The organism is Arthrobacter sp. SLBN-122 (assembly GCF_006715165.1).
Classification (GTDB): domain Bacteria; phylum Actinomycetota; class Actinomycetes; order Actinomycetales; family Micrococcaceae; genus Arthrobacter.
In genome coordinates, this window is sequence record NZ_VFMS01000001.1 from 520523 (window position 1) to 546243 (window position 25721).

Sequence of the window (25721 nt, forward strand, 5' to 3'; positions counted from 1 at the left end):
TGGTATGCGGCTTCTGATTGCCGGCGGTGGGGGTTTCCGGGTTCCGTTGATATTCCGGGCCCTGGTGTCCGGCCGCTTTTCCGGACTGGTCACCGAGATGGTGCTGTACGACGTCGATCCCGCCCGCCTTGATGCCGTCACCGCGGTGCTGGAGAGCATGCCCGGGGGTGACGGTGCCCGTCTTCCGGTCCGTGCCACCACCAATCTTGCCGAAGCCCTGTCCGGCACCACGATGGTGTTCGCCGCGATCCGGCCGGGCGGCACGGCGGGGCGCGTTGCGGACGAGGCGGTGGCGCAGGACCTGGGACTGCTGGGGCAGGAAACCACGGGGGCCGGCGGGATTTCCTATGCTTTGCGGACTATTCCGCACATGCTGCACCTTGCCCGGTTGATGCGGGAACACTGTCCTGACGCGTCGCTGATCAATTTCACCAACCCGGCCGGAATGGTCACGGAGGCGCTGGTCCCGGTCCTTGGGCGCCGGGTCATCGGGATCTGCGACTCTGCCGGCGGGCTGGTGCAGCGGGCGGCGGCCGCTGCCCGCGTGCCGTGGCCGGAGGGGCGGCTCGACGGCGTGGGCTACTACGGGCTGAACCACCTGGGCTGGCTGTACCGGCTGGAGTCCGGCGGCCGGGACGTGCTGCCCGCCCTGTTGGCGGACGCCGCGGCGCTGCAGTCGTTCGAGGAAGGCCGGCTCTTCCCGCAGCCGTTCCTGGCGGAACTGGGCATGCTTCCCAACGAGTACCTGTACTACTACTACCAACGCGACGCAGCCCGGCGGGCCATACGGGCCATGGCGCAGACCCGCGGCGAAAGCATCCACCGCCAGCAGCAGGAACTGTATCCCCGGCTGGCCTCCGCGGGGCCTGACGCCTACCGGTTGTGGGAGGAGGCGCGGCGCTCCCGGGAAGAGGGCTACCTGGCCGAGGCGCGGCATGAGGGCGAGCGCCGGGCCGAGGAGGACCTGGCCGGCGGCGGCTATGAGAGGGTGGCGCTGGCGGCCATGCGGGCCCTCGCCGGCGGCGGAGACACCCAACTGGTCCTGAACACCCGGAACACGCTGGCGCCCGCAGGGCAACCCGAAGCCCAACCGCCCGCGTCCGCCACGGCTGCAGCAGCCGCTCCCCAACCCGCCATTCCCGGCCTTCCCGCGGACGCCGTCGTCGAAGTTCCCTGTACCGTCACTGCCACCGGCGCAGTTCCCCTGCCGCAGCAGGCACCGGACGGCGCGCAACTGCAGCTGCTCCAGCGGGTCAAAGAGGTGGAACGGCTCGTGGTCCGCGCAGCCACCACCGGTAACCGTGATGCTGCCCTGGAGGCCTTTGCCCGGCACCCGCTCGTGGATTCGCCGGACCTGGCGGCGAATCTTTTGGCTGGTTACGAGCAGGCTTTCCCGGCTTTGGGGAAGATGTGGGAGGGCGGCGGGCGTTAGGGGAAGGAGTAATGTTTTACCGAATGCGCATTGAGCCGGCTCCCCTGACACCTGCCGGCTGCCGGAAGGAGGTCCCGTGGCACTGATCCGCAGGGTCGCGTTACTTTCCCTCCACACCTCCCCCATGGAACAGCCGGGCTCCGGTGATGCCGGTGGAATGAATGTCTACATCCGCGAGCTGGCGTCGGCGCTTGCCGAGGCGGGTGTGGAGGTAGAGATCTTCACGCGCGCCACCTCAGCCGACCAGCCCGCCGTCGAACATCCCGATCCCGGTGTGTGCGTGCACAATGTCATGGCCGGCCCGCCCCGGAAGATCCCCAAAGAGGAGCTTCCCGGGCTGCTGCATGCCATGGTGGCCCAGATCGAGCAGATCCGGCGCCGCCAGCCGCACGGCCGCTACGACGTCATCCATTCGCATTACTGGGTGTCCGGGATTGCGGGGCTGGAACTGTCCGAGCTGTGGGGCGTGCCGCTGGTGCACACCATGCACACCATGGCCAAGGTCAAGAACCTGCTGCTGGAGTCCGGCGAACAGCCCGAGCCCCGGCGGCGGGAGGTGGGCGAGCACCGCATCGTGGACGGCGCGGCCAGGCTTATTGCCAACACCAGTTCCGAAGCAGCCGAGCTCGTCTCCCACTACGGTGCAACGTACGACCGCATTGACATCGCCCCTCCCGGGGTGGACCTGGCCACCTTTACCCCCGCGTTCCGTGCCCGGTCCCGGGCGCAGCACGGCATCAGCCCGGACACCTTCCACCTGGTGTTCGCCGGCCGCATCCAAAGGCTGAAAGGCCCGCAGGTCCTGGTCAAGGCGGCGGCGCTGCTGCGGAAACGCCGCCCGGACATCGATCTGCGCGTCACCATCCTGGGCGCCTTGAGCGGCAACAAGGAATTCAACCTGCGCTGCCTGATTGCGGAGGCAGGAACGGACGACGTCGTCACGCAGCTTCCGCCCGTGAAGGCACCTGAGCTGGCGTCCTGGTTCCGCGCGGCGGACGTTGTGGTGATGCCGTCCTTCAGCGAGTCCTTCGGGCTCGTGGCACTTGAGGCGCAGGCCTGCGGCACGCCCGTGGTGGCCACCCGCGTGGGCGGGCTTTCGCGCGCCATCTTCCACGGCCGGACCGGCCTGCTGGTGGACGGGCACCACGCTGCCGACTGGGCCGATGCCCTGGAAGCCCTGTACGACGACCCCGCCACCCGCGAGGACCTGGGCCGGGCCGCCGCCATCCGCGCCCAGAACTCCGGCTGGCAGCGCACGGCTGCCATCACGCTGGAAAGCTACCACGCCGCCGTCGAGAACTTTGTGGGCCGGCGCCTGGCCCCGGTGATTCCCGCTTCATGATTTTCCTTCGCCGGATTCCTCGCCGGCGCCCCGGGTGCTGTTAGCTTAGGGGCATGCCTCCGGCGCCTGCCGGTGCAGGAATGGACTGCGCAGGAAGAACTGCGTGGGAAAGGACAAGGATGTCTGCTCTCCCCTCTGATCTTGAGATAGCCCGGGCCGCCCGGATCCGGCCGATTGCGGACATCGCCGCTGCCGCAGGGGTGAACCCGGAAGCCCTGGAGCAGTACGGACGGTACAAGGCCAAGATTGATCCGGCCAGGCTGGCAGCGCCGGCGCCCTACGGCAAAGTGGTGCTGGTGTCCGCCATGTCCCCCACCCCGGCGGGCGAGGGCAAATCGACCACCACCGTGGGGCTGGCGGATTCCTTGGCCCGGGCTGGCCGTAAGGTGATGATCGCGCTGCGGGAGCCGTCGCTGGGCCCGGTCCTGGGGATGAAGGGCGGCGCCACCGGCGGCGGCTATTCGCAGGTGCTGCCCATGGATGAGATTAACCTGCACTTCACCGGTGACTTCCACGCGATCACCTCGGCCAACAACGCCCTGATGGCACTGGTGGATAACCACATCTACCAGGGCAACGCACTGAATATCGATCCCCGCCGGATGACGTTCAAGCGCGTGCTGGACATGAACGACCGGGCCCTGCGGGAGGTGGTCATTGGCTTGGGCGGGCCTTCGCAGGGGGTGCCGCGGCAGGACGGGTTCGACATCACGGTGGCCTCGGAGGTCATGGCCGTTTTCTGCCTGGCCAAGGACCTGGCAGACCTGCGGTCGCGGCTGGGCCGCATTACTTTCGGCTACACGTACGACCGGATGCCCGTGACGGTAGCGGACCTTGGGGTGGAGGGCGCCTTGACGCTGCTCCTGAAGGAGGCCATCAAACCCAACCTGGTCCAGACCATCGCCGGTACCCCGGCCCTGGTCCACGGCGGCCCCTTCGCGAACATCGCCCATGGCTGCAACTCCCTGATTGCCACGCAGACTGCCCGGCGGCTGGCGGACATCGTGGTCACGGAGGCCGGTTTCGGTGCTGACCTGGGCGCCGAGAAGTTCATGGACATCAAGGCCCGGTACGGCGGCCTGGCACCGTCGGCCGTGGTGGTGGTGGCCACCATCCGGGCCCTGAAGATGCAGGGCGGGGTGGCCAAAAACCAGCTGGCCCAGCCGGATGTAGCCGCCCTCGAAGCGGGGGTGGCCAACCTGCACCGGCACGTGCGGAACGTGGAGAAGTTCGGGGTCACGCCCGTGGTGGCCATCAACAAGTTCTCCTCCGATTCCCAGGAGGAACTCGACTGGCTGCTGGCATGGTGTGCTGCCGAAGGCGTGGCGGCCGCCGTGGCCGACGTATGGGGGCGAGGTGGCGGCGGGGACGGCGGTGACGAACTGGCGGCCCTGGTCCTGCAGGCGGCAGAGGGGCCCAACAGCTTCCGGCACCTCTACGCCCTGGGGCTGCCTGTGGAGGACAAGATCCGGACCATTGCCCAGGAGATCTACGGCGCGGACGGCGTTGACTTCTCGGTGCCGGCGTTGAAGCGGCTGGCCGACATTGAACGCAACGGCTGGAGCGGCCTGCCGGTGTGCATGGCCAAGACGCAGTACTCCTTCACCGACGATGCCTCCCGGCTCGGCGCCCCAAAGGGCTTCACCATCCACGTCCGCGACCTGCTGCCCAAGACCGGCGCGGGCTTCATTGTGGCGCTCACCGGGGCGGTAATGACCATGCCAGGCCTCCCTCCCGTCCCGGCGGCCCTGCGGATGGACGTGGACGCGGACGGCAACCCGGTCGGCCTCACCTGAAACCCCGAGTTGCTCTATCAGATATGGTCCCTAACCTCCGGGTTTAGGGACCATATCTGATAGAGCAACGAAAGGGTGTGGACAACTTCTGCAGGGCCCGGGACTTCCGGGCAACAATGATCCCCATGCGACCCGTCCCGCGACTGCCGGCCCATCTCGCAAGTTCTCCCTTCACGGTCCTTGAAGCGAGGGCCGCAAGCCTCAGCCCGGGGCGGCTACGCTCGTCCGACCTGACTTCCGGAGGCCGAGCGCTGTATCTGCCCTCCACGTGGGAGTTTGAGCTTCCGGCTCTGGCACGTGCCTTATCGGCTGCAACTCCCGGAGCATGGATTTCACACCAGACAGCAGCGATGCTTCTGGGACTTTGGCTCCCGCCGTGGCTGAAGGATTGCAGGGATCTGCACCTCAGTAAACCGAGATCGTTGCCGCAGGTCAGGCGTGGAGGCGTTATCGGACATACCGTTCTCGCCTATGAGAACGAAACGATGGACTGGGAACAGATGAGGATCTCAACCCCAGCGCGGACGTGGCTGGACCTGGCTCGCCTGCTTCCTTTGGAACATGTCGTAGCTATCGGTGATCAGCTCGTCCGCCAACCTCACCAAGGACTTGAGCTGCGAACACAGCCCTGGTCGAGCATTACCGAACTTCGCCAGTTTCTGAAGCGGCACCCCAAGATGCAGGGCATCGTCAAGGCGCGTGCCGCCGTCGACATGATTCGTGTGGGAGCAGACTCCGCACCGGAAACCTTCCTTCGCCTTGCCATGATCGAAGCAGGGCTTCCGGAGCCAGAGCTGCAGGTTCAGGTTGTCCCGGGAGACGCCTACTCCCCTGCAGCAGATTTGGGCTATCGGCGGCACCAGATCGCTGTGCAGTACGACGGCGGCCATCACCTTACGCGCGAGCAACAGTCCCGCGATAACCGGCGGGACGAAAGCTTCCACTCTGCACACTGGCGATATTTCAAGTTAAACGCTGACGATCTAGCCGATGACTTCCGCCGGGCGGTAAGGCAAATCCGAGCCGCCCTCCGGGACTTTTAAACACAGTTGCTCTATCAGTTGTGGTTCCTAACCATGGGGTTTAGGGACCACAACTGATAGAGCAAACGAGGGGTGTGGAGCTTAGCGCTCCAGGTCGCCGCGGATGAAGGCTTCGACCTTCTCGCGGGCGAGGTCGTCGTTGAACTGCTCCGGCGGGGACTTCATGAAGTAGCTCGATGCCGAGAGCAGCGGGCCGCCGATGCCGCGGTCCAGACCGATCTTGGCGGCGCGGATGGCGTCGATGATCACACCGGCGGAGTTCGGCGAGTCCCAGACCTCCAGCTTGTATTCCAGCGACACCGGGGCGTCGCCGAAGTTGCGGCCCTCAAGGCGGACGAACGCCCACTTGCGGTCATCGAGCCACTGCACGTAGTCGGACGGGCCGATGTGCACGTCCTTGGCGGCCAGCTCGGCCTCGACGTTGGAGGTCACGGCCTGGGTCTTGGAGATCTTCTTGGACTCGAGCCGGTCACGCTCCAGCATGTTCTTGAAGTCCATGTTGCCGCCGACGTTCAGCTGGTACGTCCGGTCCAGGGTCACACCCCGGTCCTCGAACAACTTCGCCATGACGCGGTGGGTGATGGTGGCGCCGATCTGGCTCTTGATGTCGTCACCAACGATCGGAACACCGGCAGCGGTGAACTTGTCAGCCCACTCCTTGGTCCCGGCGATGAAGACCGGCAGGGCGTTGACGAACGCCACGCCGGCGTCGATGGCAGCCTGGGCGTAGAACTCCGCCGCTTCCTGGGACCCGACGGGCAGGTAGCAGACCAGAACGTCAACCTCGGCGTCCTTGAGCGCCTGGACCACGTCCACGGGCTCTTCGGTGGATTCCTCGATGGTCTCGAGGTAGTACTTGCCGAGTCCGTCCAGGGTGTGGCCGCGCTGGACGGTGACACCGGTGGGCGGGACGTCCGCGATCTTGATGGTGTTGTTCTCGCTGGCCAGGATGGCGTCAGACAGGTCAACGCCGACCTTCTTGCCGTCAACATCAAACGCGGCGACGAACTGAACATCGCCCACGTGGTACTGGCCAAACTCAACGTGCATCAGGCCGGGAACGGTCTCAGCGGGATCGGCATCCTTGTAGTACTGGACGCCCTGCACCAGGGAGGCGGCGCAGTTGCCCACGCCAACGATTGCAACACGGATGGGATGTGAAGACACAGAACTCCTTTGGGGACAAACGTCAGCCGGCCGGGTTTGCTTCATCGAAAGTACGACGGCGGCCGGCTGGCACGGCGCCGCGCGGCGCCTTTTCATACTACCCAACGCAGCGGGACCGGGCGCGGTTGCGCCCGGTCCCGCCACGTAAGAAGTCATCCGTCAGGCGTTTTGCTTCCAGAGGTTGATGTCCGACTCCACCGCGAATTCGTCGATGGCGGTCAGTTCGTCGTCGGAGAAGCTGAGGTTGTTGATGGCGGACAGGCTGTCCTCCAACTGCCGGACACTTGAGGCGCCGATCAGGGCGGAGGTAACGGGCGATCCCTTGGGCTGGTCCCTCAGGATCCACGCGATGGCCATTTGGGCCAGGGACTGTCCGCGGCCTTCGGCGATCTTCCGCAGCCCGCGGACCCGGTCCAGTTTCTCCTCCGTGATGGAGTCCTCCGAGAGGAAGCGGGCCTTGGCTGCCCGTGAGTCGGCGGGGATGCCGTGGAGGTAGCGGTCCGTGAGCATGCCCTGCGCCAGCGGCGAGAAGGCGATGGATCCGGCCCCCGCCTGGTCCAGCACCTCGTACAGGTTTGGCGAGCCGTCCTCGGTCCAACGGTTAAGCATGGAGTAGCTGGGCTGGTGGATCAGCAGCGGCGTCCCCAGTTCCTTGAGGATGCGGGCGGCCTCAAGGGTCTGCTCCGGCGTGTAGGAGGAGATGCCGGCGTACAGTGCCTTGCCGGAGCGGACGGCGTAGTCCAGGGCGCCCATCGTCTCTTCCATAGGCGTTTCCGGATCAGGCCGGTGGCTGTAGAAGATGTCCACGTAGTCCAGCCCCATACGCTGCAGCGACTGGTCCAGGCTGGAGATCAGGTACTTGCGGGAGCCCCACTCACCGTAGGGTCCGGGCCACATGTAGTAGCCGGCCTTGGTGGAGATGACCAGTTCGTCTCGGTAGGGCTTGAAGTCGTCCCGCAGGTGCCGGCCAAAATTGGTCTCGGCGGACCCGTCCGGCGGGCCGTAGTTGTTTGCAAGGTCGAAGTGGTTGACGCCGAGGTCGAAGGCGCGGCGAAGGATGTCCCGCTGCTCCTCAAAGCGCTTATCGTCGCCGAAGTTGTGCCACAGGCCCAGGGAGATGGCCGGGAGCTTGAGGCCGCTGCGGCCCACCCGGCGGTAGGGCATGGATTCGTAGCGGTTGTCCGCTGCTGAATAAGTCATACGTTCCATCCTGCCAGTTGTGACGCGCGCTACACATCCGGTGTTAGCGCTCAGCAGAAAAGTTACGCCGCGGACCGTGTCCGCGGCGTAACCCTTCGTTTTAGGACTTGAGGATCGCGGCGCTCCAGGGCGCCAGGTCCAGGGATCCGCTGTCCAGGGCGGTTCCTTCGTCCGTGGCCAGCAGGACGCTGCCGGAGGCTTCGTCCAGCCGGACCTTCGACTCGGAGAAATTCACCAGCACCTCAACGCTCCCCCGCCGGAACCGCAGCCAGCCGGCGTCGTCGTCGAACGACACCTCCGTCTCGCCAAAGCCGAGCCCTGCCAGTTCCGAATGCTCGCGGCGCAGGGCCGTCAGCGCCCGGTACAGCTCAAGAAGCCGCGCGTGGTCGCCGGTGGAGGCCTCGGCCCAGTCCAGCTTGGACCGGCGGAAGGTTTCCGGGTCCTGAGGGTCGGGCACGACGGCGGGATCCCACCCCATGCGCTCGAACTCCTTGATGCGCCCTTCCGCGGTGGCCTTTCCGAGCTCCGGTTCGGGGTGCGAGGTGAAGAACTGCCACGGCGTGGTGGCGCCGTATTCCTCACCCATGAACAGCATGGGCGTGAACGGGGAGGTCAGCGTGAGGACCGCGGCCACGGCGAGCTGCCCGTAGGACAGGGACTGCGAGAGCCTGTCCCCGATGGCGCGGTTGCCGATCTGGTCGTGGTTCTGGTTGCAGACCACCAGCGCCGCCGGGTGCGCCAGGGAGCCGTTGATGGGCCGGCCGTGATGGCGCCCACGGAAGCTGGAATAGCTGCCGTCATGCAGGAACCCGTCCTTCAGCACCTTGGCCAGCACGGCCAGGGACTCGAAGTCCGAGTAGTAGCCAGTGGTCTCACCGCTGACGCTGACGTGCACCGCGTGGTGGAAGTCATCGCTCCACTGCCCGGCCAGTCCGTACCCGTTGGAGTCCCGGGGATAGATCAGGCGAGGGTTGTTGAGGTCCGATTCCGCAATGAGAGTCTTCGGCAGCCCGGACTCGGCCGAGATGGCGTCGCCCAAAGCCCCCAGCTCCTCCAGGATGTGCACCGCGCGTTCATCCTTCAGCGCGTGCACCGCGTCCAGGCGGAGCCCGTCCACGTGGTAGTCGCGCAGCCAGAGAGCGGCGTTGTCCAGGATGTATTCGCGGACCACGTCCGAGCCGGGGCCGTCCAGGTTCACGGAGTCGCCCCAGGTGTTGGCGTCCCCCTGCTTCATGTAGGGGCCGAACTTGGGCAGGTAGTTCCCGCTGGGGCCCAGGTGGTTGTACACCACGTCCTGGATGACGCCCAGCCCTGCGGCGTGGGCGGCATCAACGAAACGCTGGTACGCCGCCGGGCCGCCGTAGCCTTCGTGCACCGTGTACCACTGGACACCGTCGTAGCCCCAGTTGTGCGTGCCGTTGAAGCCGTTGACGGGCAGCAGCTCCACGAAGTCGATGCCCAGGTCCGCCAGGTAGCCCAGCTTCTCCACCGCCGCGTCCAGGGTTCCTTCGGGGGTGAAGGTGCCCACGTGGAGTTCGTAGATCACGCCACCCTGCAGGTCCTTGCCGCGCCAGCCCGAATCCTGCCATGCATAGGCTGCGGGATCGTACGTCCTGGACTGCTCATGCACGCCGGCGGGGAGTCGCCGGGACCTGGGATCCGGAATGGGGGTGGTGTCCCCGTCCAGCAGGTAGCCGTAGTCCACGTCACCGTCCGCAGGAGCGTCGGGGGCGGTCCACCAGCCTTCTGCTCCCGGCTCCGTGTCCTTCTTCTCTACCATCGGGTACTGCCGGCCGTCGGCCTGCAAAACCACCGATGAAGCGTCCGGTGCCCAGACGTCGAAGCGTTCGGGTCCAACGTTGACCAGGGTCATGCCTTTTCTCCATCCGCGGGTACCAGCAGGGCCACCGGGTAGGTACCCAGGACCTCTGCCACCGAAACCGGGCCAGGTCCGTAGCTGGCCCCCGTGAGTTCGTCCCGCATCGTGGTGGAAAGCTCGACGGCGGTGTCCCGCCACCCGCCCCCGGCCTCCAGTCCGGCGGGGAGCCGGGTGGCCAGCGTGAGGGCGCCGGAGGAGGTGTCGCTTCCCCGGCTGAAGGCAAGCAGGTGTCCGGCGGCTACACCGGCGGCTGCGACGGGCGTGTACCCCTGGAACAGCTCCGGCCGGTCCCGGCGCAGGCGGAGGGCCCGCGAGGTGACCAAAAGCTTGCTGGCCTCGGTGCCCGCGTCAGGCAACGTGCCGGCGTCGAGCTTTGCCAGCTCCGCCTGCCGGGCGCCAAAGTCCACGGGACGGCGGTTGTCCGGGTCGGTCAGCGAGCGTTCCCAGAACTCGCTGCCCTGGTACACGTCCGGCACGCCGGGCATGGTCAGCTGGACCAGCTTGGCCGACACGGAGTTTGCAGCGGAGTAGGCGTCGATGCGGGTCACGAAGTCCGCCACCACCTTGGCAACCTTGTCGTTGTCGAAGACCGCATCCACCGCGGCTTGTACTGACGCCTCGAATTCCTCGTTGGGGTCAGTCCACTTGGTGGAGTTGCCGGCTTCCCGGGCCGCCTTTTCGGCATAGCCCTGCAGCCGTTCCCGGCTGGCCGGCCAGGCGCCGATGATTGCCTGCCACAGCAGGTTCTCGTACGGGCCGTCAGGGATCGGCGCCAGCCCCCGGAGCGTCTCCAGCGTTTCCGCCCACTCCTGCGGCAGTTCGGCGATGACCGAAATCCGGGCCCGGGCATCCTCGCTGCGCTTGGTGTCGTGGGTGGACAGGGTGGTCATGGACAGCGGCAGGTCCTGCTGGCGCCGCTGCATCCGCCGGTGGAATTCCTCCGGCGCCACGGCGAACTCAGTGGGTTCGGCCCCCACCTCGGTCAGGGTGCCCAGCCGGGTGTAGCGGTAGAACGCCGTGTCCTCCACGCCTTTGGCCATGACCATGCCGGAGGTCTGCTGGAACCGGATGGCAATCGGATTGGCAGGATCCAGGAGCAGCGGAAGGAGGGTTCCCACCGCCACGTCCAGGTCCGGCCGGTGCGCGGCAGCTGACTCGCAGGCTTCCTTGAGGACGTCGGCGCCCACCGGCAGGTAGGACCGGTACACCGGGAAGGACGCGATGATCTCGGCGATCGCATCGGCCGCTTGGTCCAGCTCAAGCCCGTAAGACTCTGGAACCAGCCGGGCCAGGCGCAGCACCTCAGAGCGCAGGATGCCGTCGGCGATCATGCGCTTGGTCCCGCGGATCATCTCTGCATAGTCAGCCGGCTCCGAGGAACCGCGCAGCCTGGCATCCAGTGCGTCCAGTGCCTGCTGCCCTGCCGGGTCCACGAAGACCCGGTCCACGTCCGCCAGGGCGTCGTATCCGGTGGTGCCTTCGCACGCGAACTCCTGCGGGAGCACTTCCCCGGGTTCAAGGATCTTCTCCACCAGGACATATGCCCCGCCGCTGAGGTCCTTGAGCCAGCGAAGGTAGCCTGCGGGATCGGCCAGGCCGTCCGGGTGGTCCACGCGGAGCCCGTCCACCAGGCCCTCCGTGAACCAGCTGCCCACCTCGGCATGGGCCTCTTCGAACACGGACGGCACCTCAACGCGGATGCCCGCGAGCGTGGTGACAGCAAAGAAGCGCCGGTAGTTCAGCTCGGCGTCGGCACGGCGCCAGTCCATCAGCTGGTAATGCTGGCGGCTGTGCACCTCCTGCGGGGAGTCACCCTCGCTGTACGTGCCCTCGGCCAGGGGGAACCGGTGGTCGTAGTAGCGGAGTTCGCCGTCCTTGACCTCCAGCTTGTCCAGGTCCTCGTCTGAGCCCAGCATGGGCAGCCGGACCTTTCCGCCGCCCAGGTCCCAGTCGACGTCGAACGCTTCGGCGTAGGGTGAGCCGCGGCCTTCCTTGAGGAGGGACCACCACCACGGGTTCTGCGGCGGGGATGCCACGCCCACATGGTTGGGCACGATGTCCACCAGGACACCCATGCCGTGCTCGCGGGCCGCCCTGGAAAGGGCCAGCAGGCCTTCCGCGCCGCCGCGGTCCGGGTCCACCGCGGAGGGGTCGGTCACGTCATAGCCGTGGTCCGAGCCCTTCTCCGCGGTGAGGATGGGCGACAGGTACACCCAGTCCACGCCGAGATCCTTCAGGTACGGGACCTGTTCGGCGGCGTCGAACAGGGTGAAGCTGCTGCGGATCTGGAAACGGTAGGTGGAGACCGGGGTCCTCATGCCTTCGTTGCCTTTGCCTCGCTTGCTTCCGCTGCCTTGGTCTGGGCCTCCACCATTTCCTCCTGGGCTTCCTCATGTTCGGCCATGGACGCCAGGGATGCGGCTGCCGACGTGTCCACTTCTTCCTCGGGGCCGGAGTAGGCGCGCAGCACCACCATCGACTTCGCTTCCAGCGTCAGTGTCGCCTTCGCCTTGAGGGGCTCGTAGGCATCGGCCTGCTTGGCCGTATCAATCAGCACCTCCCAGTACTGCGAGTACTCATCGGAGGGCAGGCAGAAGTCCACAACGTCGTCGTGGGCGTTGAACGCCATGATGAAGCTGTCGTCGGTGATGCGCCGGCCGCGGGAATCCTGTTCCTGGATGCCGTCGCCGTTGTAGAACACGCCGATGGTCCGGCCGAAGCCGCTCCCCCAGTCCTCGGGCAGCATTTCGGTGCCATCGGTCTTCAGCCAGACGATGTCCGGCAGCTTCTCGCCTTCGCCGCGGCGTACTGGGCGGCCGTCGAAGAAGCGGCTGCGGCGGAACGTGGGGTGGTCGTGGCGGAGCTTATTGACGAAGGCGGTGAACTCCACCAGCGGCTGGTCCATGGCTTCCCAGTGGATCCAGCTGAGCTCGGAGTCCTGGCAGTAGGTGTTGTTGTTGCCCTGCTGGGTGCGGCCGAGTTCGTCGCCGTGCAGCAGCATCGGCACACCCTGCGAGAGCAGCAGGGTGGCGATGAAGTTGCGCTGCTGGCGGGCGCGCAGGGTAAGGACCTTGTCGTCGTCCGTGTCGCCTTCAACGCCGCAGTTCCAGGACCGGTTGTGCGATTCGCCGTCGTTGTTGCCTTCGCCGTTGGCCTCGTTGTGCTTCTCGTTGTAGGAGACCAGGTCCCGCATGGTGAAACCGTCGTGCGCGGTGACGAAGTTGATCGAGGCCACCGGCCGGCGGGCGGAGCTTTCGTACAGGTCGGCGGAGCCGGTCAGCCGGGACGCGAACTCGCCCAGGGTGGACGGCTCGCCACGCCAGAAGTCGCGGACGGTGTCGCGGTACTTGCCGTTCCATTCGGTCCACTGCGGCGGGAAGTTGCCCACCTGGTAGCCGCCGGGGCCAACGTCCCACGGTTCTGCGATCAGCTTGACCTGGGAGACTACGGGGTCCTGCTGGATGAGTTCGAAGAAGGTGGAGAGCTTGTCCACGTCATAGAACTCGCGGGCCAGGGTGGAGGCGAGGTCGAAACGGAAGCCGTCCACGTGCATCTCGGTGACCCAGTAGCGCAGGGAGTCCATGAGCAGCTGCAGGGAGTGCGGGTGGCGCACGTTCAGCGAGTTGCCGGTGCCGGTGTAGTCCATGTAGTGCTTGAGGTCGTTGTCCACCAGGCGGTAGTAGGCCTGGTTGTCGATGCCCTTGAAGGACAGCGTGGGGCCCAGGTGGTTGCCTTCGGCGGTGTGGTTGTAGACGACGTCGAGGATCACTTCGATGCCGGCGCGGTGCAGGTCGCGGACCATGGCCTTGAATTCCTGGACCTGGTGCCCGACGTCACCGGTGGAGCTGTAGGTGTTCTGCGGGGCGAAGAAGCCGATGGTGTTGTAGCCCCAGTAGTTGTTCAGCCCCTTCTCCACCAGGGTGCCGTCGTTGACGAACTGGTGGACCGGCATGAGCTCGATGGCGGTGACGCCGAGCTTTTTCATGTGGTCGATGACCGCGGGGTGGGCCACGCCGGCATAGGTGCCGCGCTGTTCTTCGGGGATCTCCGGGTGCAGTTCGGTGAGGCCCTTGACGTGGGCTTCGTAGATTACCGACTGGTGGTACGGGATCTTCAGCTGGCGGTCGCCGTCCCATTCGAAGAAGGGGTTGATGACCACGCCGTGCATGGTGTGCGGGGCAGAATCGGCGTCGTTTCGGGAATCAGGGTCGCCGAATTCGTAGGAGAAGAGGGCGGGATCCCAGTCGATCTGGCCCTGGATGGCCTTGGCATAGGGGTCCATCAGCAGCTTGTTCGGGTTGAAGCGGTTGCCGCTGGCGGGATCGTAGGGGCCGTGCACCCGGTAGCCGTACTTCTGGCCGGGCTGGATGTGCGGCAGGTAGCAGTGCCACACGTAGCCGTCCACCTCGGTCAGTTCGATCCGGGTTTCGGTCAGGTCATCGGACAGGAGGCAGAGTTCCACCCGCTCGGCCCGTTCGCTGAACAGGGCGAAATTGGTGCCGGTGCCGTCAAAGGTAGCTCCCAGCGGGTAGGCATTTCCAGGCCAGACTTCCATCGTGCTCCTCATTTTGTGGTCAGCAGCGAGGGCATCGGAACGCCCCTGCTGCTGGTGCGAACTAATGCCTACCGTAGTGGCTGGCTGTGACTATTACGTTTCCAGGCTCCATGTTTACTAAGCATGCTGACTTTACCCCAAATTTCCGGTATGGCATTCGCCACCCCGCCGGCGGTGATCGGGCCGCCTGACACCGCCTCCGACGCCGTACGCCCCGCGCGGCCGTGCAGGGCGGCCCCAAGTGCGGCGATGGCGGCCCACCGCCCGTCCGCCGCGATGCCCGCCGCACTGAAGGGTCCGACGTCGGGCCCTGCCTGGGCAAGCAGCGCACCGATGACGCCGGCAAGGACGTCACCGCTGCCGGCAGTTGCGAGCCAGGGCGTACCGTCTGCCTGGCTGAAGGCGTCGCCCGAGGGCGCGGCCACGAGCGTGCTGGCGCCCTTGAGCAGGACGGTGGCTCCCGTGCGGCCCGCAGCTTGGCGGACGGCCGTGAGCGTCCCCGCCTCCACCGCATCGCGGTCCTCGCCGCCGCCCAGTCGCTGGAACAGCGATGCCAGCTCCCCCGCGTGCGGTGTCAGCACCACGTGCGGGGCGAGGGTTTCGGGAAGTGCGGGCAGCGCGCCGGCGTCCGCAACGACGGGAAGGCCGGACGTGATGGCGTCACGCGCGCGGGCCAGCTGGTCGTGGTCCTGTGGGCCCATGCCGGAGCCCACCAGCCACGCCTGCACGCGGTTGTCGGCCACCGTCCCGGTGCTGCACACCACCTCCGGGCAGGACTGCCGCACCAGGTCTGCCACCGACGGCGGACCCAGGTACCGCACCATGCCCACTCCTGCGGCAAGGGCGCCCCGGCACGCCAGGACGGCGGCTCCCGGGTAGTCCTCGGAGCCAGCCACCACGCCCAACACGCCGCGGGAATACTTCTGCGCGCGCCGGGCGGGCTGCGGCAGGAGGCGGGCCATGTCGGCGTCCTCAAGCCGGCGCAGGGAGGGCTGCGGCAGGTGCTCCTCAATTCCGATCGGCACCACCGAGACGCGTCCCGAGTAGTCAGCGGCGGGGTCCGCCAGCAGGCCGGCCTTCGCTCCCCCGAAAGTCACGGTCAGGTCAGCGGGCAGGACAGGAAGATGGGCCTCGCCGGTATCGGCATCCACGCCGCTGGGAAGGTCGCAGGCCACTACGAAGCCGCGCCTCTTTCCGCCACTGATTGCCTGGACCAGGTCCGCGGCACTTCCGCGCAGCCCGCCCTTGGCACCGGTCCCCAGCACGGCGTCAATGACGACGTCGGCCGCTGCGGCTTCCCCCGCAACTTCCGGAAGTGCCGAATCTTTGAGCCGGTGCACCTGGCCGCCCGCGCGCTCAAAGGCCACCAGACCAGCCGGATGGGCCGCATCCCCGGTGAGTACCGCCGTCGTACGCATGCCGCGGGAGGCCAGGAAGGCGCCGGCGTAAAGGCCGTCGCCGCCGTTGTTGCCCTTGCCGGCCAGCACCACCACGCGGGCGCCGTTCAGGCGGCGGCCCCGGGACGTGAGTTCGCGGACGACCGCGTTGGCCAGGCCGTGCGCGGCGCGCTGCATGAGCACGTCCCCGAGGCCGGCGGCCAGGAGGGGTTCCTCGGCTGCCCGGACCTGGGTTCCGGTGTAGGCACTGATCATGCGGCGGCCGCCGGGTCAGCCTTCGGCCAGGACCGTGGCCGTGGCGATGCCGCCGTCGTGGCTGATGGAGAGGTGCCAGCGCTTGACGCCCTTGGCCTCGGCAACCGCCAGGACGGTCCCCTTGACCTGGACGGTGGGTCCGTTGTGGTCAAGGCCGATCCAGCAGTCCTGCCAGTTCATGCCGGCAGGGGCACCCAGGACCTTGGCCACGGCTTCCTTCGCGGCGAACCGGGCTGCCAGGGAGCGGGTGTTCAGTTCCCGCTCCGCCGGGACGAACAGGCGGTCCCTCAGGCCCGGTGTCCGTTCCAGCTGGCGGCCGAACCGCTCGATGTCTACTACGTCTACCCCAATGCCAACGATCATGCGGTTCATTCTACGGGGGTGGTCCTGGCGGCAAGCGGGCGCACGCCGCCGGCCCCCATTGTCCGCCATCAGCGCAAAAGCGTGACTTTTGGGCTGACAACGTAAAGTGCACGCCGGAACCCCGGGGTCTGCTCAGCCGAGGAGTGCCGAAAGTTACGCAAACCCGTTCGGCCGTTGCCTCGGCCACCGGGCAACTGCTGTACGTTTTTCCATTCGCTGTAGACAATGCCCTATGGACGCCACAAAAGACTCTCAGCCGCCACGAAAAAGAAGACCATGGCTAAGGGCGCCGAAAGGAACCCTGATCACCCTGGCTGTGATCGCGGCTGCACTACTGCTGTTCCAGGCGTCGTACCTGCTGGGAACGGCCCGGATGGTGTCCCTCGCCGACAGGCTCAGGCCGCTGGAAGGGTGGAAACCGGATGGTGAAAACGTCAGCGGCGGCATCTTCTGCACCGGCATCGATGTTCCCTGTGACAGCATGTGGCGCCAGTACCGGACGGAGCAGCCTGTGACTCCAGACGACGTCCGCAGACTAAGCGTGGCAGCGGGGCTGGACGGGAAGGTGGAGGGAGACTGCCAAAGCTCCCCGCTCCCGGCGAACGTCTCGTCGCTGTATACAGCTTGCCGGGCAAGCAGTGTGCTGGATGGCTATGACATTGAAGTTCAGGTGCTGAAACATGCGGAAAAGGATCCGGAGCGGATCATCCAGTTCGAGCTGAGCAGCATCAAAAACCGTAGGTAGAACGGAAGCCCCAGGCCGTAAAGGGCCTGGGGCTTCCGCTGTCTTGAACGAGACCGACTATTCGACGGTGACGCTCTTGGCGAGGTTGCGGGGCTGGTCCACGTCATAGCCCTTGGCTGCGGCGAGTTCCGCGGCGAAGATCTGCAGCGGGACGGTGGTCAGCAGGGGCATGAGCAGGGTGGGGGTTTCGGGGACGTAGAAGACGTATTCGGCGTAGGCCTTGACGGCTTCGTCGCCTTCCTCGGCGATGACCAGGGTCCGGGCGCCGCGGGCGCGGACTTCCTGGATGTTGGAGACCACCTTGGAGTGCAGCGAGTCGCGGCCGCGCGGGGACGGGACCACCACGAACACGGGCTGGCCGTCATCGATCAGGGCGATGGGGCCGTGCTTGAGCTCACCGGCGGCGAAGCCTTCGGCATGGATGTACGCGATTTCCTTGAGCTTCAGCGCGCCTTCGAGGGCCACGGGGTAGCCCACGTGCCGGCCCAGGAACAGCACCGACTTCTCGTTGGCCATGCTGCGGGCCAGTTCGCGCAGCGGACCTGCGTTGTCCAGGATGGTTTGGATCTTCGCGGGGATCTTGTTCAGGTCCGCGAGGACGTCCTTGATCTGGCCGGAGAAGATGTTCCCGCGCAGCTGGGCCAGGTACAGGCCCAGCAGGTACGCGGCGGTGATCTGCGCCAGGAACGCCTTGGTGGACGCCACCGCGATTTCCGGGCCGGCGTGCGTGTAGAGCACGGCGTCGGATTCACGCGGGATGGTGGAGCCGTTGGTGTTGCAGATGGAGATGGTCTTGGCGCCCTGTTCCCGGGCGTAGCGGACGGCCATCAGCGTGTCCATGGTCTCGCCGGACTGGCTGATCGAGACCACCAGGGTGTTCTCGTTCAGGATCGGATCCCGGTAGCGGAACTCGTGCGCGAGCTCCACCTCGGTGGGGATCCGGCACCAGTTCTCAATGGCGTACTTGGCCACCATGCCCGCGTACGCGGCGGTGCCGCAGGCCAGCACGATGATCTTGTCCACCTGCTTGAGCAGTTCGGGGTCGATCCGGAGCTCGTCCAGGGTCAGTTTGCCCTTGATGTCCGAACGCCCCAGCAGGGTCTGCGCCACGGCGTCGGGCTGGTCATGGATTTCCTTCTCCATGAAGGAGGAGAAACCGCCCTTTTCCGCCGACGCCGGGTCCCAGTCCACGTGGTATTCCTTGCCCTGGGCCGGGTTGCCATAGAAATCGGTAATCTCCACCGTGTCCGCGGTAATGGTGACGATCTGGTCCTGGCCCAGCTCCACCGCGCGGCGGGTGTAGTCGATGAACCCGGACACGTCCGAGCCCAGGAAGTTCTCGCCCTCGCCCAGGCCGACCACCAGCGGTGAGTTGCGGCGGGCGGCCACGACGACGTCGGGCTGGTCCGCGTGCACGGCAAGGAGCGTGAAGGCGCCCTCCAGGCGCTGGCAGGCCAGCTCCATGGCGTGCGTCAGGCCGCCGTTGGCGGTGTCCCCGCCGAGCTTGTTCCGGAGGATGTCCGCGAGCAGGGCAGCGGCGACTTCGGTGTCCGTCTCGGACAGGAACGTCACGCCCTTTTCCAGCAGCTCAGCCTTGAGCTCGGCGAAGTTTTCGATGATGCCGTTGTGGATCACGGCCAGCTTGCCGCCGTCAGCCAGGTGCGGGTGCGCGTTGCGGTCCGTGGGGCCGCCGTGCGTGGCCCAGCGGGTATGACCGATACCGGTCACCGACTCCGGCAACGGGCGGGCCTCCAGCTCGGCGATCAGGTTGCTCAGCTTCCCGGACTTCTTCCGCGACTCAATGGTCCCCTGGGACACCACCGCCACCCCGGCCGAGTCATAACCGCGGTACTCCAGGCGGCGCAGTCCCTCCAGGACAACATCCAGCGCACTGTGACCGTTAATTGCACCGTCAACCCGACGGCCTACGTATCCCACGATTCCACACATAGGCACAAGACTATCGGCAGCGTGGCTGTTGCTCTAAACCGGCAGCCCGTCCGGCACGCCGTCCTGAACAGCCCACGTGACGTGCGCCGCCGCGCTGAGCAGGGGCGTCATTTCGTGATGGGCCGGGCGCGGGGCAGAATCTTTACCGTGACTTCGCAACGCAATGAAGCGAACGGGGAGGGTGCCTCGCCGTTCGTGGAGCTGGACCGGCAAACCTGGTCCCGGCTCGCAGCCCAGATGGAACAGCCCCTTAATGAAGAGGACGTGCTGCGCCTTCGCGGGCTCGGTGACCCCCTGGACATCAATGAAGTCAGGGATGTCTACCTGCCGCTGTCACGGCTCCTGCACCTGTACGTGGAGGCGGCGGGGCAGCTGCACGCGGCCACCACCACATTCCTGGGCGAGCAGACCCAGCGCACCCCCTTCGTGATCGGCGTGGCCGGTTCGGTTGCCGTAGGCAAGTCCACCATCGCCCGAGTGCTGCGTGAGATGCTCCGCCGCTGGCCGGGCACCCCCAACGTGGAGCTCATCACCACTGACGGCTTCCTCTATCCCCTGGCCGAGCTCAAGCGCCGGCAGCTGCTGGACCGGAAGGGGTTCCCGGAGTCCTACGACCGCCGTGCACTGCTGCGCTTCGTGAGCGAGATCAAGGGTGGCGCCGAGGAGGTGCGCGCGCCCTGGTACTCCCACGTCACGTATGACATCGTTCCCGGCAAGGAAGTGGTGGTCCGCCGCCCGGACGTGCTGATCGTGGAAGGCCTGAACGTGCTGGCTCCGGCGCGGCCGCGGCATGACGGCCGCCAGGGCCTGGCGCTGAGCGATTTCTTCGACTTCTCCATCTACGTCGATGCCAAGACCTCCTACATCGAGGAGTGGTACGTGGACCGGTTCCGGAAGCTGCGGAGCACCGCGTTCGCGCAGCCGGAGTCCTACTTCCACCGCTACGCCACGCTGTCCGACGACGAAGCCGAAAGCACCGCCCGGGACATCTGGAAGCGGATCAACGAGCCCAACCTGGAGGAGAACGTCCTTCCCACGCGGGGCCGGGCACAGCTGGTGCTGACCAAAGAGGCAGACCACTCCATCCGGCGCATGCTGCTCCGGAAGGTCTAGCACAGGTGTGCTACCAATGCGGATCCCCCAGCCGGCGCAGCTTCACCCGCTTCCTGGCAGCGGGGGCAGGGCTCACTGTCCTGGCAGCCTGCACGCCTGAGGCGCCCAAGGCGGTGGCGCCGTCGTCCGCTCCTTCCTCCGCGTCCCCCTCCCCTGCGGCCGTCACCGTTTCGGCGGCCCCGACGGCGGAAACGGCCACGGTGGGCCAGTCGCCGGAGGCGCCGTCCCCGACGCCGTCGCCGTCGCCGTCGGCCACTGTCGCGCGGCAGTTTTCGCTCGATGACCCTGCCAGCCCGTGGGTCATCGTCAACAAGCACCGGCCACTGAACCCGGCGGACTTTGTGCCGGCCGACCTGGTGCGTCCCGCCATCGCCATTTCCGCCGCTGGCGAAGCAGCGCTGCTGAACAGTACGACGGCGGCGGCGGCCGAAGCCATGTTCGCGGCGGCCGCGCAGGACGGCGTCGCGATGGTCCTGGCCAGCGGCTACCGCTCGTACAGCACCCAGGTGACCACCTACAACGGGTACGTCGCCGCGCGTGGACAGGCCGACGCCGACACGGCCAGTGCACGGCCTGGCCACTCGGAGCACCAGACGGGGTGGGCGTTCGACATTGCGGACGGCGGGGGCGCCTGCAGCTTCCAGCCGTGCTTCGCCGACCAGCCCGCGGCATCCTGGGCGAAGGCGAACGGGCACCGGTTCGGGTTTGTGGTGCGGTACCCCTGGATGCTGCACCCGGTCACGGGGTACTACTACGAGCCGTGGCACCTGCGGTACGTGGGCGTGGAGGCGGCCACGGACATGGCGAACCGTGGCATCGGCACCCTGGAGGAATACTTCGGCCTGGAGGCGGCGCCGGGGTACCTGTGACAAGGGATAGTCACTGTCCCGCCAGGTCAGTAACCGCGCACCCACCTCTTCACACCACCAGTCGTTCGCTGGTATCCCTCACCCCATAATTCCCAGCCGATCAAGCTGAGGGCCATCAGTGACACGGCGGCAGTTGTTTATTATGATCTCGATCTCGGATTGCCTGCCGAATCGTTTGGTATCCCTTTTGGCCATGTCTGTGCAGGCGTCTTCTTGGAGTCCTTATCTGTGGTGGCGGAAGCCCGCGGCTACAGGACAGTAGAATTCCTCGAACATTCGGAAATGGATTTCGCTGCCGCAGACCGCTTGCATCGTATTGGGACAGTGCGATTGGAACCCGTCGCCGAGGACGACGAGTTGCAGTCCGCGGCTCAACGCCGGTTGGCTGCGTTCCGGTCACGACGAACTTCCCGCCGGCCCTATGACAGCAGGCTCGTTGGCGCCGAGTTACTGACATCAGCTTCCTCAATAGCCGCCGCGCAAGGATACGAATTCCGGTCGACTACCGACGCCCGCATTGTCTCTTTACTTGTGCAAATCAACCAGAAGACCCTGTTTTCCGACTTGCGCAATGATGCCGTCTACGCCGAGATTATGCATTGGCTGCGGTTCTCGAAGGATGAAGCGGCCGCGCTGGCCGACGGTCTTAGTGCAGAAACCATGATCATGCCGGGTCCTGTGCTTCGTTTCGCCATGCGGCACCGCGGCTTGTGGTCCTTCCCAGTAATTGGCGGCTTAATCAGAGCCATCTACTTGCGCACCATGCGTGGGGTGCGCCAGCTCGGGTGGCTCGAAGGCCCGTTCGATGAACCGGCGGATTACTTGGAAGCCGGGCGTACGTTCATGCGGATCTGGCTGTTCTTCTCTGAAAAAGGCGTGTGCCTTCATCCCTTCGGGACTGTCATCACCAACCCGGTCTCCCACGCCGAATTCGTTCGGGCGGCGGGAATTAGTGAAACCGCGGGCAGAATGGCCTGGATGCTGTTCAGGTTCGGATACAGCGCCACCCCTCCAGCCGCGCACCGCCGCCCGGCCACCTCGACCCTGCTTAGTCCATTGCCTGAGGACACATCAATACAGGAGCCTGTCCGTGAATAAAACGTTGGTATTCGCATTCGTTTTTCTGATGGACAGGTTCGTTGGCCTGTTCACCCCGAGGATTTCCACGCACCGGATACTGCTCATGCCTGGGATTGAACCTTTCCGGTGGGCCGCCGGGCGGTGGAGGGCGTGGCGGACCTTTGAGATCGCGGCTAAACGGGTGCCTGCCTATCGCGAGTTCCTCGCCGAACACCGGGTGCCCGGAAAGCTCTCTTTCAGTGGCAATAAGCTTACGCAGGCGTTCGCAGCGCTCCCGGAAATGGACAAGGACAGCTATATCAAGCGGTGGACCATTCCTGCCCGCAGTGTGGGTGGCGTTCTTCCCCGCCACGGGGTCGTAGTGGATGAATCGTCCGGAAGCTCAGGTGTTCCCACCAGCTGGGTGCGAGGCTTGGAGGAACGCCTCGCCACGCGGCAGTTGCTCCAGGTGGGTTTTTCGCGGACCGCAGAGACGCTCAAGAAGCAACCGTTCGTGCTCAACTGTTTCTCCCTTGGCGCATGGGCGACGGGGATGAACGTCAGCACTTCCCTCACGGATGTCACAATGATCAAATCCATCGGGCCGGACCGCGACAAAGTCATCGCCACGATGCTCGAATTTGGGACGGACTACACGTACATCATCCTCAGTTACCCGCCCTTCCTGAAGGCTTTGTTCGAAGACGAACGTATCGCTTGGGAAGACTACGACATCGTCGCGGCGTTCGGCGGCGAGGGCATCAGCGAGAACATGCGCGGGCACATCACAAAGTACGCCCACAGCGCTTTCGGCTCCTACGGGGCCTCCGACCTGGAAATCAACATTGCAATAGAGACTGACTACACCGTGGCGCTCCGTCAGGCCATCGCCGCGGATCCGGCGCTGTCGGCGCGGCTCACCAAGCAGGACGAGTACGGCGTGCTGCCGATGATCTTCCAGTTCAACCCCTACGACTACCTCCTTGAAACAAATGCGGATGGCGAACTGATCGTCACGATCGTGCGGAAAGAGAACGTCAACCCGCGGATCCGCTACAACATCCATGACCGCGGGCACGTCCTGCGCGTCCGCGACCTCAACGCCGTACTCAAGGAGTTCGGGCTCGAACACGTCATTCGCCAGCAGTTCCTCGATCTGCCCTTGCTGTTCCACTATGGCAGGAGCGACCTGTCCGTTGATTTCAACGGCGCGGTTGTTGCACCGGATGCGCTGCGTGACGTCCTCAGCAGCGACCGCAGGCTTCTCGCAGCCGTAGAAAACCACCGCCTTGTCAGTTTCGAAGACGAGCAAGGAAACCGGCAGCTGCACATCGCGCTCCAGCTCACGGCAAAAGCCACCTACGAATGCACCCTGGACCAGGTCGCGTACAGGAACTACATACTTGAGCAACTGAGGGAGATGAACGGCGACTTCAACAACGCAATCCTGACATCGGCGGAGTCAAGCCTGCCCACTGTTGCGTTCTACGCGTTGCGTACAGGACCCTTCAAAACAGATGGCGCAAAACTAAAAAACGAATACGTTTGGCAACTCGGCCCCTCAGCTCCCCAGGACTGGGCCTTGGACCTAACCTTCCGAGCCCAGAAGAATTCTGCAGCCGCTTCCTGATACACGGCCATGGCCCCTACCCCGCTCGGCATTTCCCGATAAGTTCGCGTACTGAAATCTGCGCTACTTTGGTTTCTATGCTTAGTGGATTCAAGAATTTCATCATGAAGGGCAACGTGGTTGACCTTGCGGTCGCCGTTGTCATGGGTACTGCGTTCGGTGCGGTGGTGACGGCCCTGGTGAACAAGGTGCTGATGCCGTTCGTCTCGGGCCTGGTGGGTGCGCCCAACTTTGACAGCTTCGCAAGGGTGGAGCTGAACGGCAACGCTATCGAGTTCGGCGTCCTGCTGACCGCCATTGTCAATTTCCTGCTCATTGCCGCGGCCATCTACTTTGTGGTGGTGATGCCGATGAACATCATGATCGAGCGCCGGAACCGCCGGCTGGGAATCAACAAGGACGTGAAGAAGGACGCTGCCGAGGATCCGCAGGTTGCACTGCTGACCGAGATCCGGGACGCACTGAAGGAACGCGTCTAAGCCGTTTGTTAATCGCAAAGTGGCCCGTCTCCTGTTGGGAGGCGGGCCACTTCGCGTGCGGCTAGTTCGAGGCCAGCTCCAGCGCGAGTGCGGTCCGGACCACCTGGGCGAGGTGTTCGGCGATGGACTGGGCGGTCTCTTCGTCCGCGGCCTCCACCATCACACGGACCACGGGCTCGGTGCCGGAGGGGCGGAGCAGGACGCGGCCGGTGTCGCCCAGCGCCGCTTCCGCCGCTGCCACTGCCTGGGCCAGGACATCGCTGCTGCCCACCCGGCTGCGGTCCACGCCCTTGACGTTGATGAGCACCTGCGGGAGCTTGGTCATGACCGTGGCCAGTTCCTTGAGCGGTTTCCCGGTCAGGGCCACCTGCGCGGCGAGCTGCAGGCCGGTGAGGAGGCCGTCGCCGGTGGTTGCATGGTCGGCGAAAATCACGTGGCCGGACTGCTCGCCACCCAGGTTGTAGCCGCCGTCGCGCATGCCTTCCAGGACGTAACGGTCGCCCACAGCGGTTTCCACGATAGTGATGCCAGCGTTGCGGAGGGCGATCTTGAGGCCGAGGTTGCTCATGACGGTGGCCACCAGGACGTCGTCCTTGAGCTTGCCGGACTTCTTGAGCGCTACGGCGAGGACGGCCATGATCTGGTCCCCGTCCACCTCGTTGCCCTCGTGGTCCACGGCAAGGCAGCGGTCGGCGTCGCCGTCGTGGGCAATGCCCAGGTCGGCGCGGTATTTGCCCACGGCGTCCTTGAGCGGGCCGAGGTGGGTGGATCCGACGCCGTCGTTGATATTGAGGCCGTCGGGGTCTGCGCCGATGACGATGACGTGGGCGCCGGCGTCCTTAAAGAGCTGGGGCGAGCAGCCGCTGGCAGCGCCGTTGGCGCAGTCCAGCACGACGGTGAGGCCATCCAGCCGGTGCGGGAGGGTGCGGAGCAGGTGGACGATGTAGCGATCCTCGGCATCGGAGAAGCGCTGGATACGCCCAACCTCCGCGCCCGTGGGGCGGACGGCTTCCTTACCCATCTGGGCTTCGATGGCGTCTTCTACTTCATCCGGCAGCTTCTGCCCGCCGCGGGCGAAGAATTTGATGCCGTTGTCCGGCGCGGGGTTGTGGGAGGCGGAGATCATGACGCCGAAGTCCGCGTCCAGGTCTGCCACGAGGTAGGCGGCGGCGGGGGTGGGCAGGACGCCGGCGTCGTAGACGTCGATGCCGGAGCTGGCGAGACCGGCTTCCACTGCGGCGGCGATAAATTCACCGCTGGCACGCGGGTCCCGGGCAAGCACGGCGCGGGGCCGGGAGCCGTTGGAGTTGCGGTCGTGACCGAGCACGACGGCGGCCGCCTGGGCCAGCTGCAGGGCCAGTTCTGCTGTCAGCAGGCCGTTGGCCAGCCCCCGGACACCATCAGTTCCAAATAATCTAGACACCGGTCAAGTGTAGAGGATGGGGTT

The 25721-nt window shown here is 65.8% G+C and carries 19 protein-coding genes; 10 read left to right on the top strand and 9 right to left on the bottom strand.

The genetic code is table 11. The features are described from left to right. The first annotated feature begins 4 nt into the window (after positions 1-4). The 4 genes from FBY36_RS02325 (at position 5) to FBY36_RS02340 (ending at position 5613) form a co-directional block, all read left to right on the top strand. Entirely contained in the window at positions 5-1432 is a 1428-nt protein-coding gene (locus FBY36_RS02325; protein ID WP_142117159.1) for a family 4 glycosyl hydrolase, read from the top strand. 76 nt (positions 1433-1508) lie between these two features. Continuing rightward, entirely contained in the window at positions 1509-2774 is a 1266-nt protein-coding gene (mshA, locus tag FBY36_RS02330; RefSeq protein WP_142117161.1) for a D-inositol-3-phosphate glycosyltransferase, read from the top strand. A 119-nt stretch (positions 2775-2893) separates the two neighbouring features. Further along, on the top strand, positions 2894-4570 hold the full coding sequence (locus FBY36_RS02335; protein ID WP_142117163.1) for a formate--tetrahydrofolate ligase: 1677 nt from the start codon (positions 2894-2896) through the stop codon (positions 4568-4570). A 350-nt stretch (positions 4571-4920) separates the two neighbouring features. After that, positions 4921-5613, top strand: a complete 693-nt coding sequence (locus FBY36_RS02340) for a hypothetical protein (protein ID WP_327436686.1) — start codon at positions 4921-4923, stop codon at positions 5611-5613. A gap of 81 nt (positions 5614-5694) precedes the next feature. Here FBY36_RS02340 and FBY36_RS02345 read toward each other — a convergent pair whose 3' ends face one another. From FBY36_RS02345 to FBY36_RS02375, 7 genes are all read right to left on the bottom strand, one after another. Continuing rightward, positions 5695-6780 carry an inositol-3-phosphate synthase gene (locus FBY36_RS02345; RefSeq protein ID WP_142117165.1) on the bottom strand — a complete coding sequence of 362 codons (1086 nt, stop codon included), beginning with the start codon at positions 6778-6780 and terminating at the stop codon, positions 5695-5697. 159 nt (positions 6781-6939) lie between these two features. Then, entirely contained in the window at positions 6940-7980 is a 1041-nt protein-coding gene (gene mgrA / locus FBY36_RS02350; protein WP_142117167.1) for an L-glyceraldehyde 3-phosphate reductase, read from the bottom strand. 100 nt (positions 7981-8080) lie between these two features. Continuing rightward, on the bottom strand, positions 8081-9853 hold the full coding sequence (treZ, locus tag FBY36_RS02355; RefSeq protein ID WP_142117169.1) for a malto-oligosyltrehalose trehalohydrolase: 1773 nt from the start codon (positions 9851-9853) through the stop codon (positions 8081-8083). Then, positions 9850-12177 carry a malto-oligosyltrehalose synthase gene (gene treY, locus FBY36_RS02360; protein ID WP_142117171.1) on the bottom strand — a complete coding sequence of 776 codons (2328 nt, stop codon included), beginning with the start codon at positions 12175-12177 and terminating at the stop codon, positions 9850-9852. Before treY ends, treZ begins: the two co-directional genes overlap by 4 nt. Further along, positions 12174-14414, bottom strand: a complete 2241-nt coding sequence (glgX, locus tag FBY36_RS02365) for a glycogen debranching protein GlgX (RefSeq protein ID WP_142117172.1) — start codon at positions 14412-14414, stop codon at positions 12174-12176. Before glgX ends, treY begins: the two co-directional genes overlap by 4 nt. Positions 14415-14482: 68 nt before the next feature. Continuing rightward, positions 14483-16066 carry an NAD(P)H-hydrate dehydratase gene (locus FBY36_RS02370; RefSeq protein ID WP_142117173.1) on the bottom strand — a complete coding sequence of 528 codons (1584 nt, stop codon included), beginning with the start codon at positions 16064-16066 and terminating at the stop codon, positions 14483-14485. 15 nt (positions 16067-16081) lie between these two features. Next, complete coding sequence (locus FBY36_RS02375; RefSeq protein ID WP_013601780.1) at positions 16082-16429, bottom strand: holo-ACP synthase; 348 nt, start codon at positions 16427-16429, stop codon at positions 16082-16084. A gap of 232 nt (positions 16430-16661) precedes the next feature. Here FBY36_RS02375 and FBY36_RS02380 point away from each other — a divergent pair, with 232 nt between their 5' ends. Further along, positions 16662-17174 (top strand): hypothetical protein, encoded by a 513-nt coding sequence (locus FBY36_RS02380; protein WP_142117175.1) that lies wholly within the window; start codon positions 16662-16664, stop codon positions 17172-17174. Positions 17175-17231: 57 nt separating this feature from the next. Here FBY36_RS02380 and glmS read toward each other — a convergent pair whose 3' ends face one another. Then, entirely contained in the window at positions 17232-19124 is a 1893-nt protein-coding gene (glmS, locus tag FBY36_RS02385; RefSeq protein ID WP_142117177.1) for a glutamine--fructose-6-phosphate transaminase (isomerizing), read from the bottom strand. A 117-nt stretch (positions 19125-19241) separates the two neighbouring features. Here glmS and coaA point away from each other — a divergent pair, with 117 nt between their 5' ends. The 5 genes from coaA (at position 19242) to mscL (ending at position 24274) form a co-directional block, all read left to right on the top strand. Next, complete coding sequence (gene coaA, locus FBY36_RS02390; RefSeq protein ID WP_200830554.1) at positions 19242-20237, top strand: type I pantothenate kinase; 996 nt, start codon at positions 19242-19244, stop codon at positions 20235-20237. A gap of 5 nt (positions 20238-20242) precedes the next feature. Further along, positions 20243-21106, top strand: coding sequence for a M15 family metallopeptidase (locus FBY36_RS02395; RefSeq protein WP_142117181.1), 864 nt, complete (start codon positions 20243-20245; stop codon positions 21104-21106). 228 nt (positions 21107-21334) lie between these two features. After that, positions 21335-22204, top strand: a complete 870-nt coding sequence (locus FBY36_RS02400) for a hypothetical protein (RefSeq protein ID WP_235008683.1) — start codon at positions 21335-21337, stop codon at positions 22202-22204. Continuing rightward, the gene (locus FBY36_RS02405; RefSeq protein WP_235008685.1) at positions 22197-23795 is read left to right on the top strand and encodes a phenylacetate--CoA ligase family protein; all 1599 of its coding nucleotides are present in this window, start codon (positions 22197-22199) and stop codon (positions 23793-23795) included. Before FBY36_RS02400 ends, FBY36_RS02405 begins: the two co-directional genes overlap by 8 nt. Before the next feature lie 77 nt (positions 23796-23872). Then, positions 23873-24274 carry a large conductance mechanosensitive channel protein MscL gene (gene mscL / locus FBY36_RS02410; RefSeq protein WP_142031959.1) on the top strand — a complete coding sequence of 134 codons (402 nt, stop codon included), beginning with the start codon at positions 23873-23875 and terminating at the stop codon, positions 24272-24274. Between the two features lie 61 nt (positions 24275-24335). On the opposite strand, the gene glmM is transcribed toward mscL, so the two are convergent. Beyond that, positions 24336-25697 (bottom strand): phosphoglucosamine mutase, encoded by a 1362-nt coding sequence (gene glmM / locus FBY36_RS02415; protein ID WP_142117182.1) that lies wholly within the window; start codon positions 25695-25697, stop codon positions 24336-24338. Positions 25698-25721 lie beyond the last annotated feature (24 nt).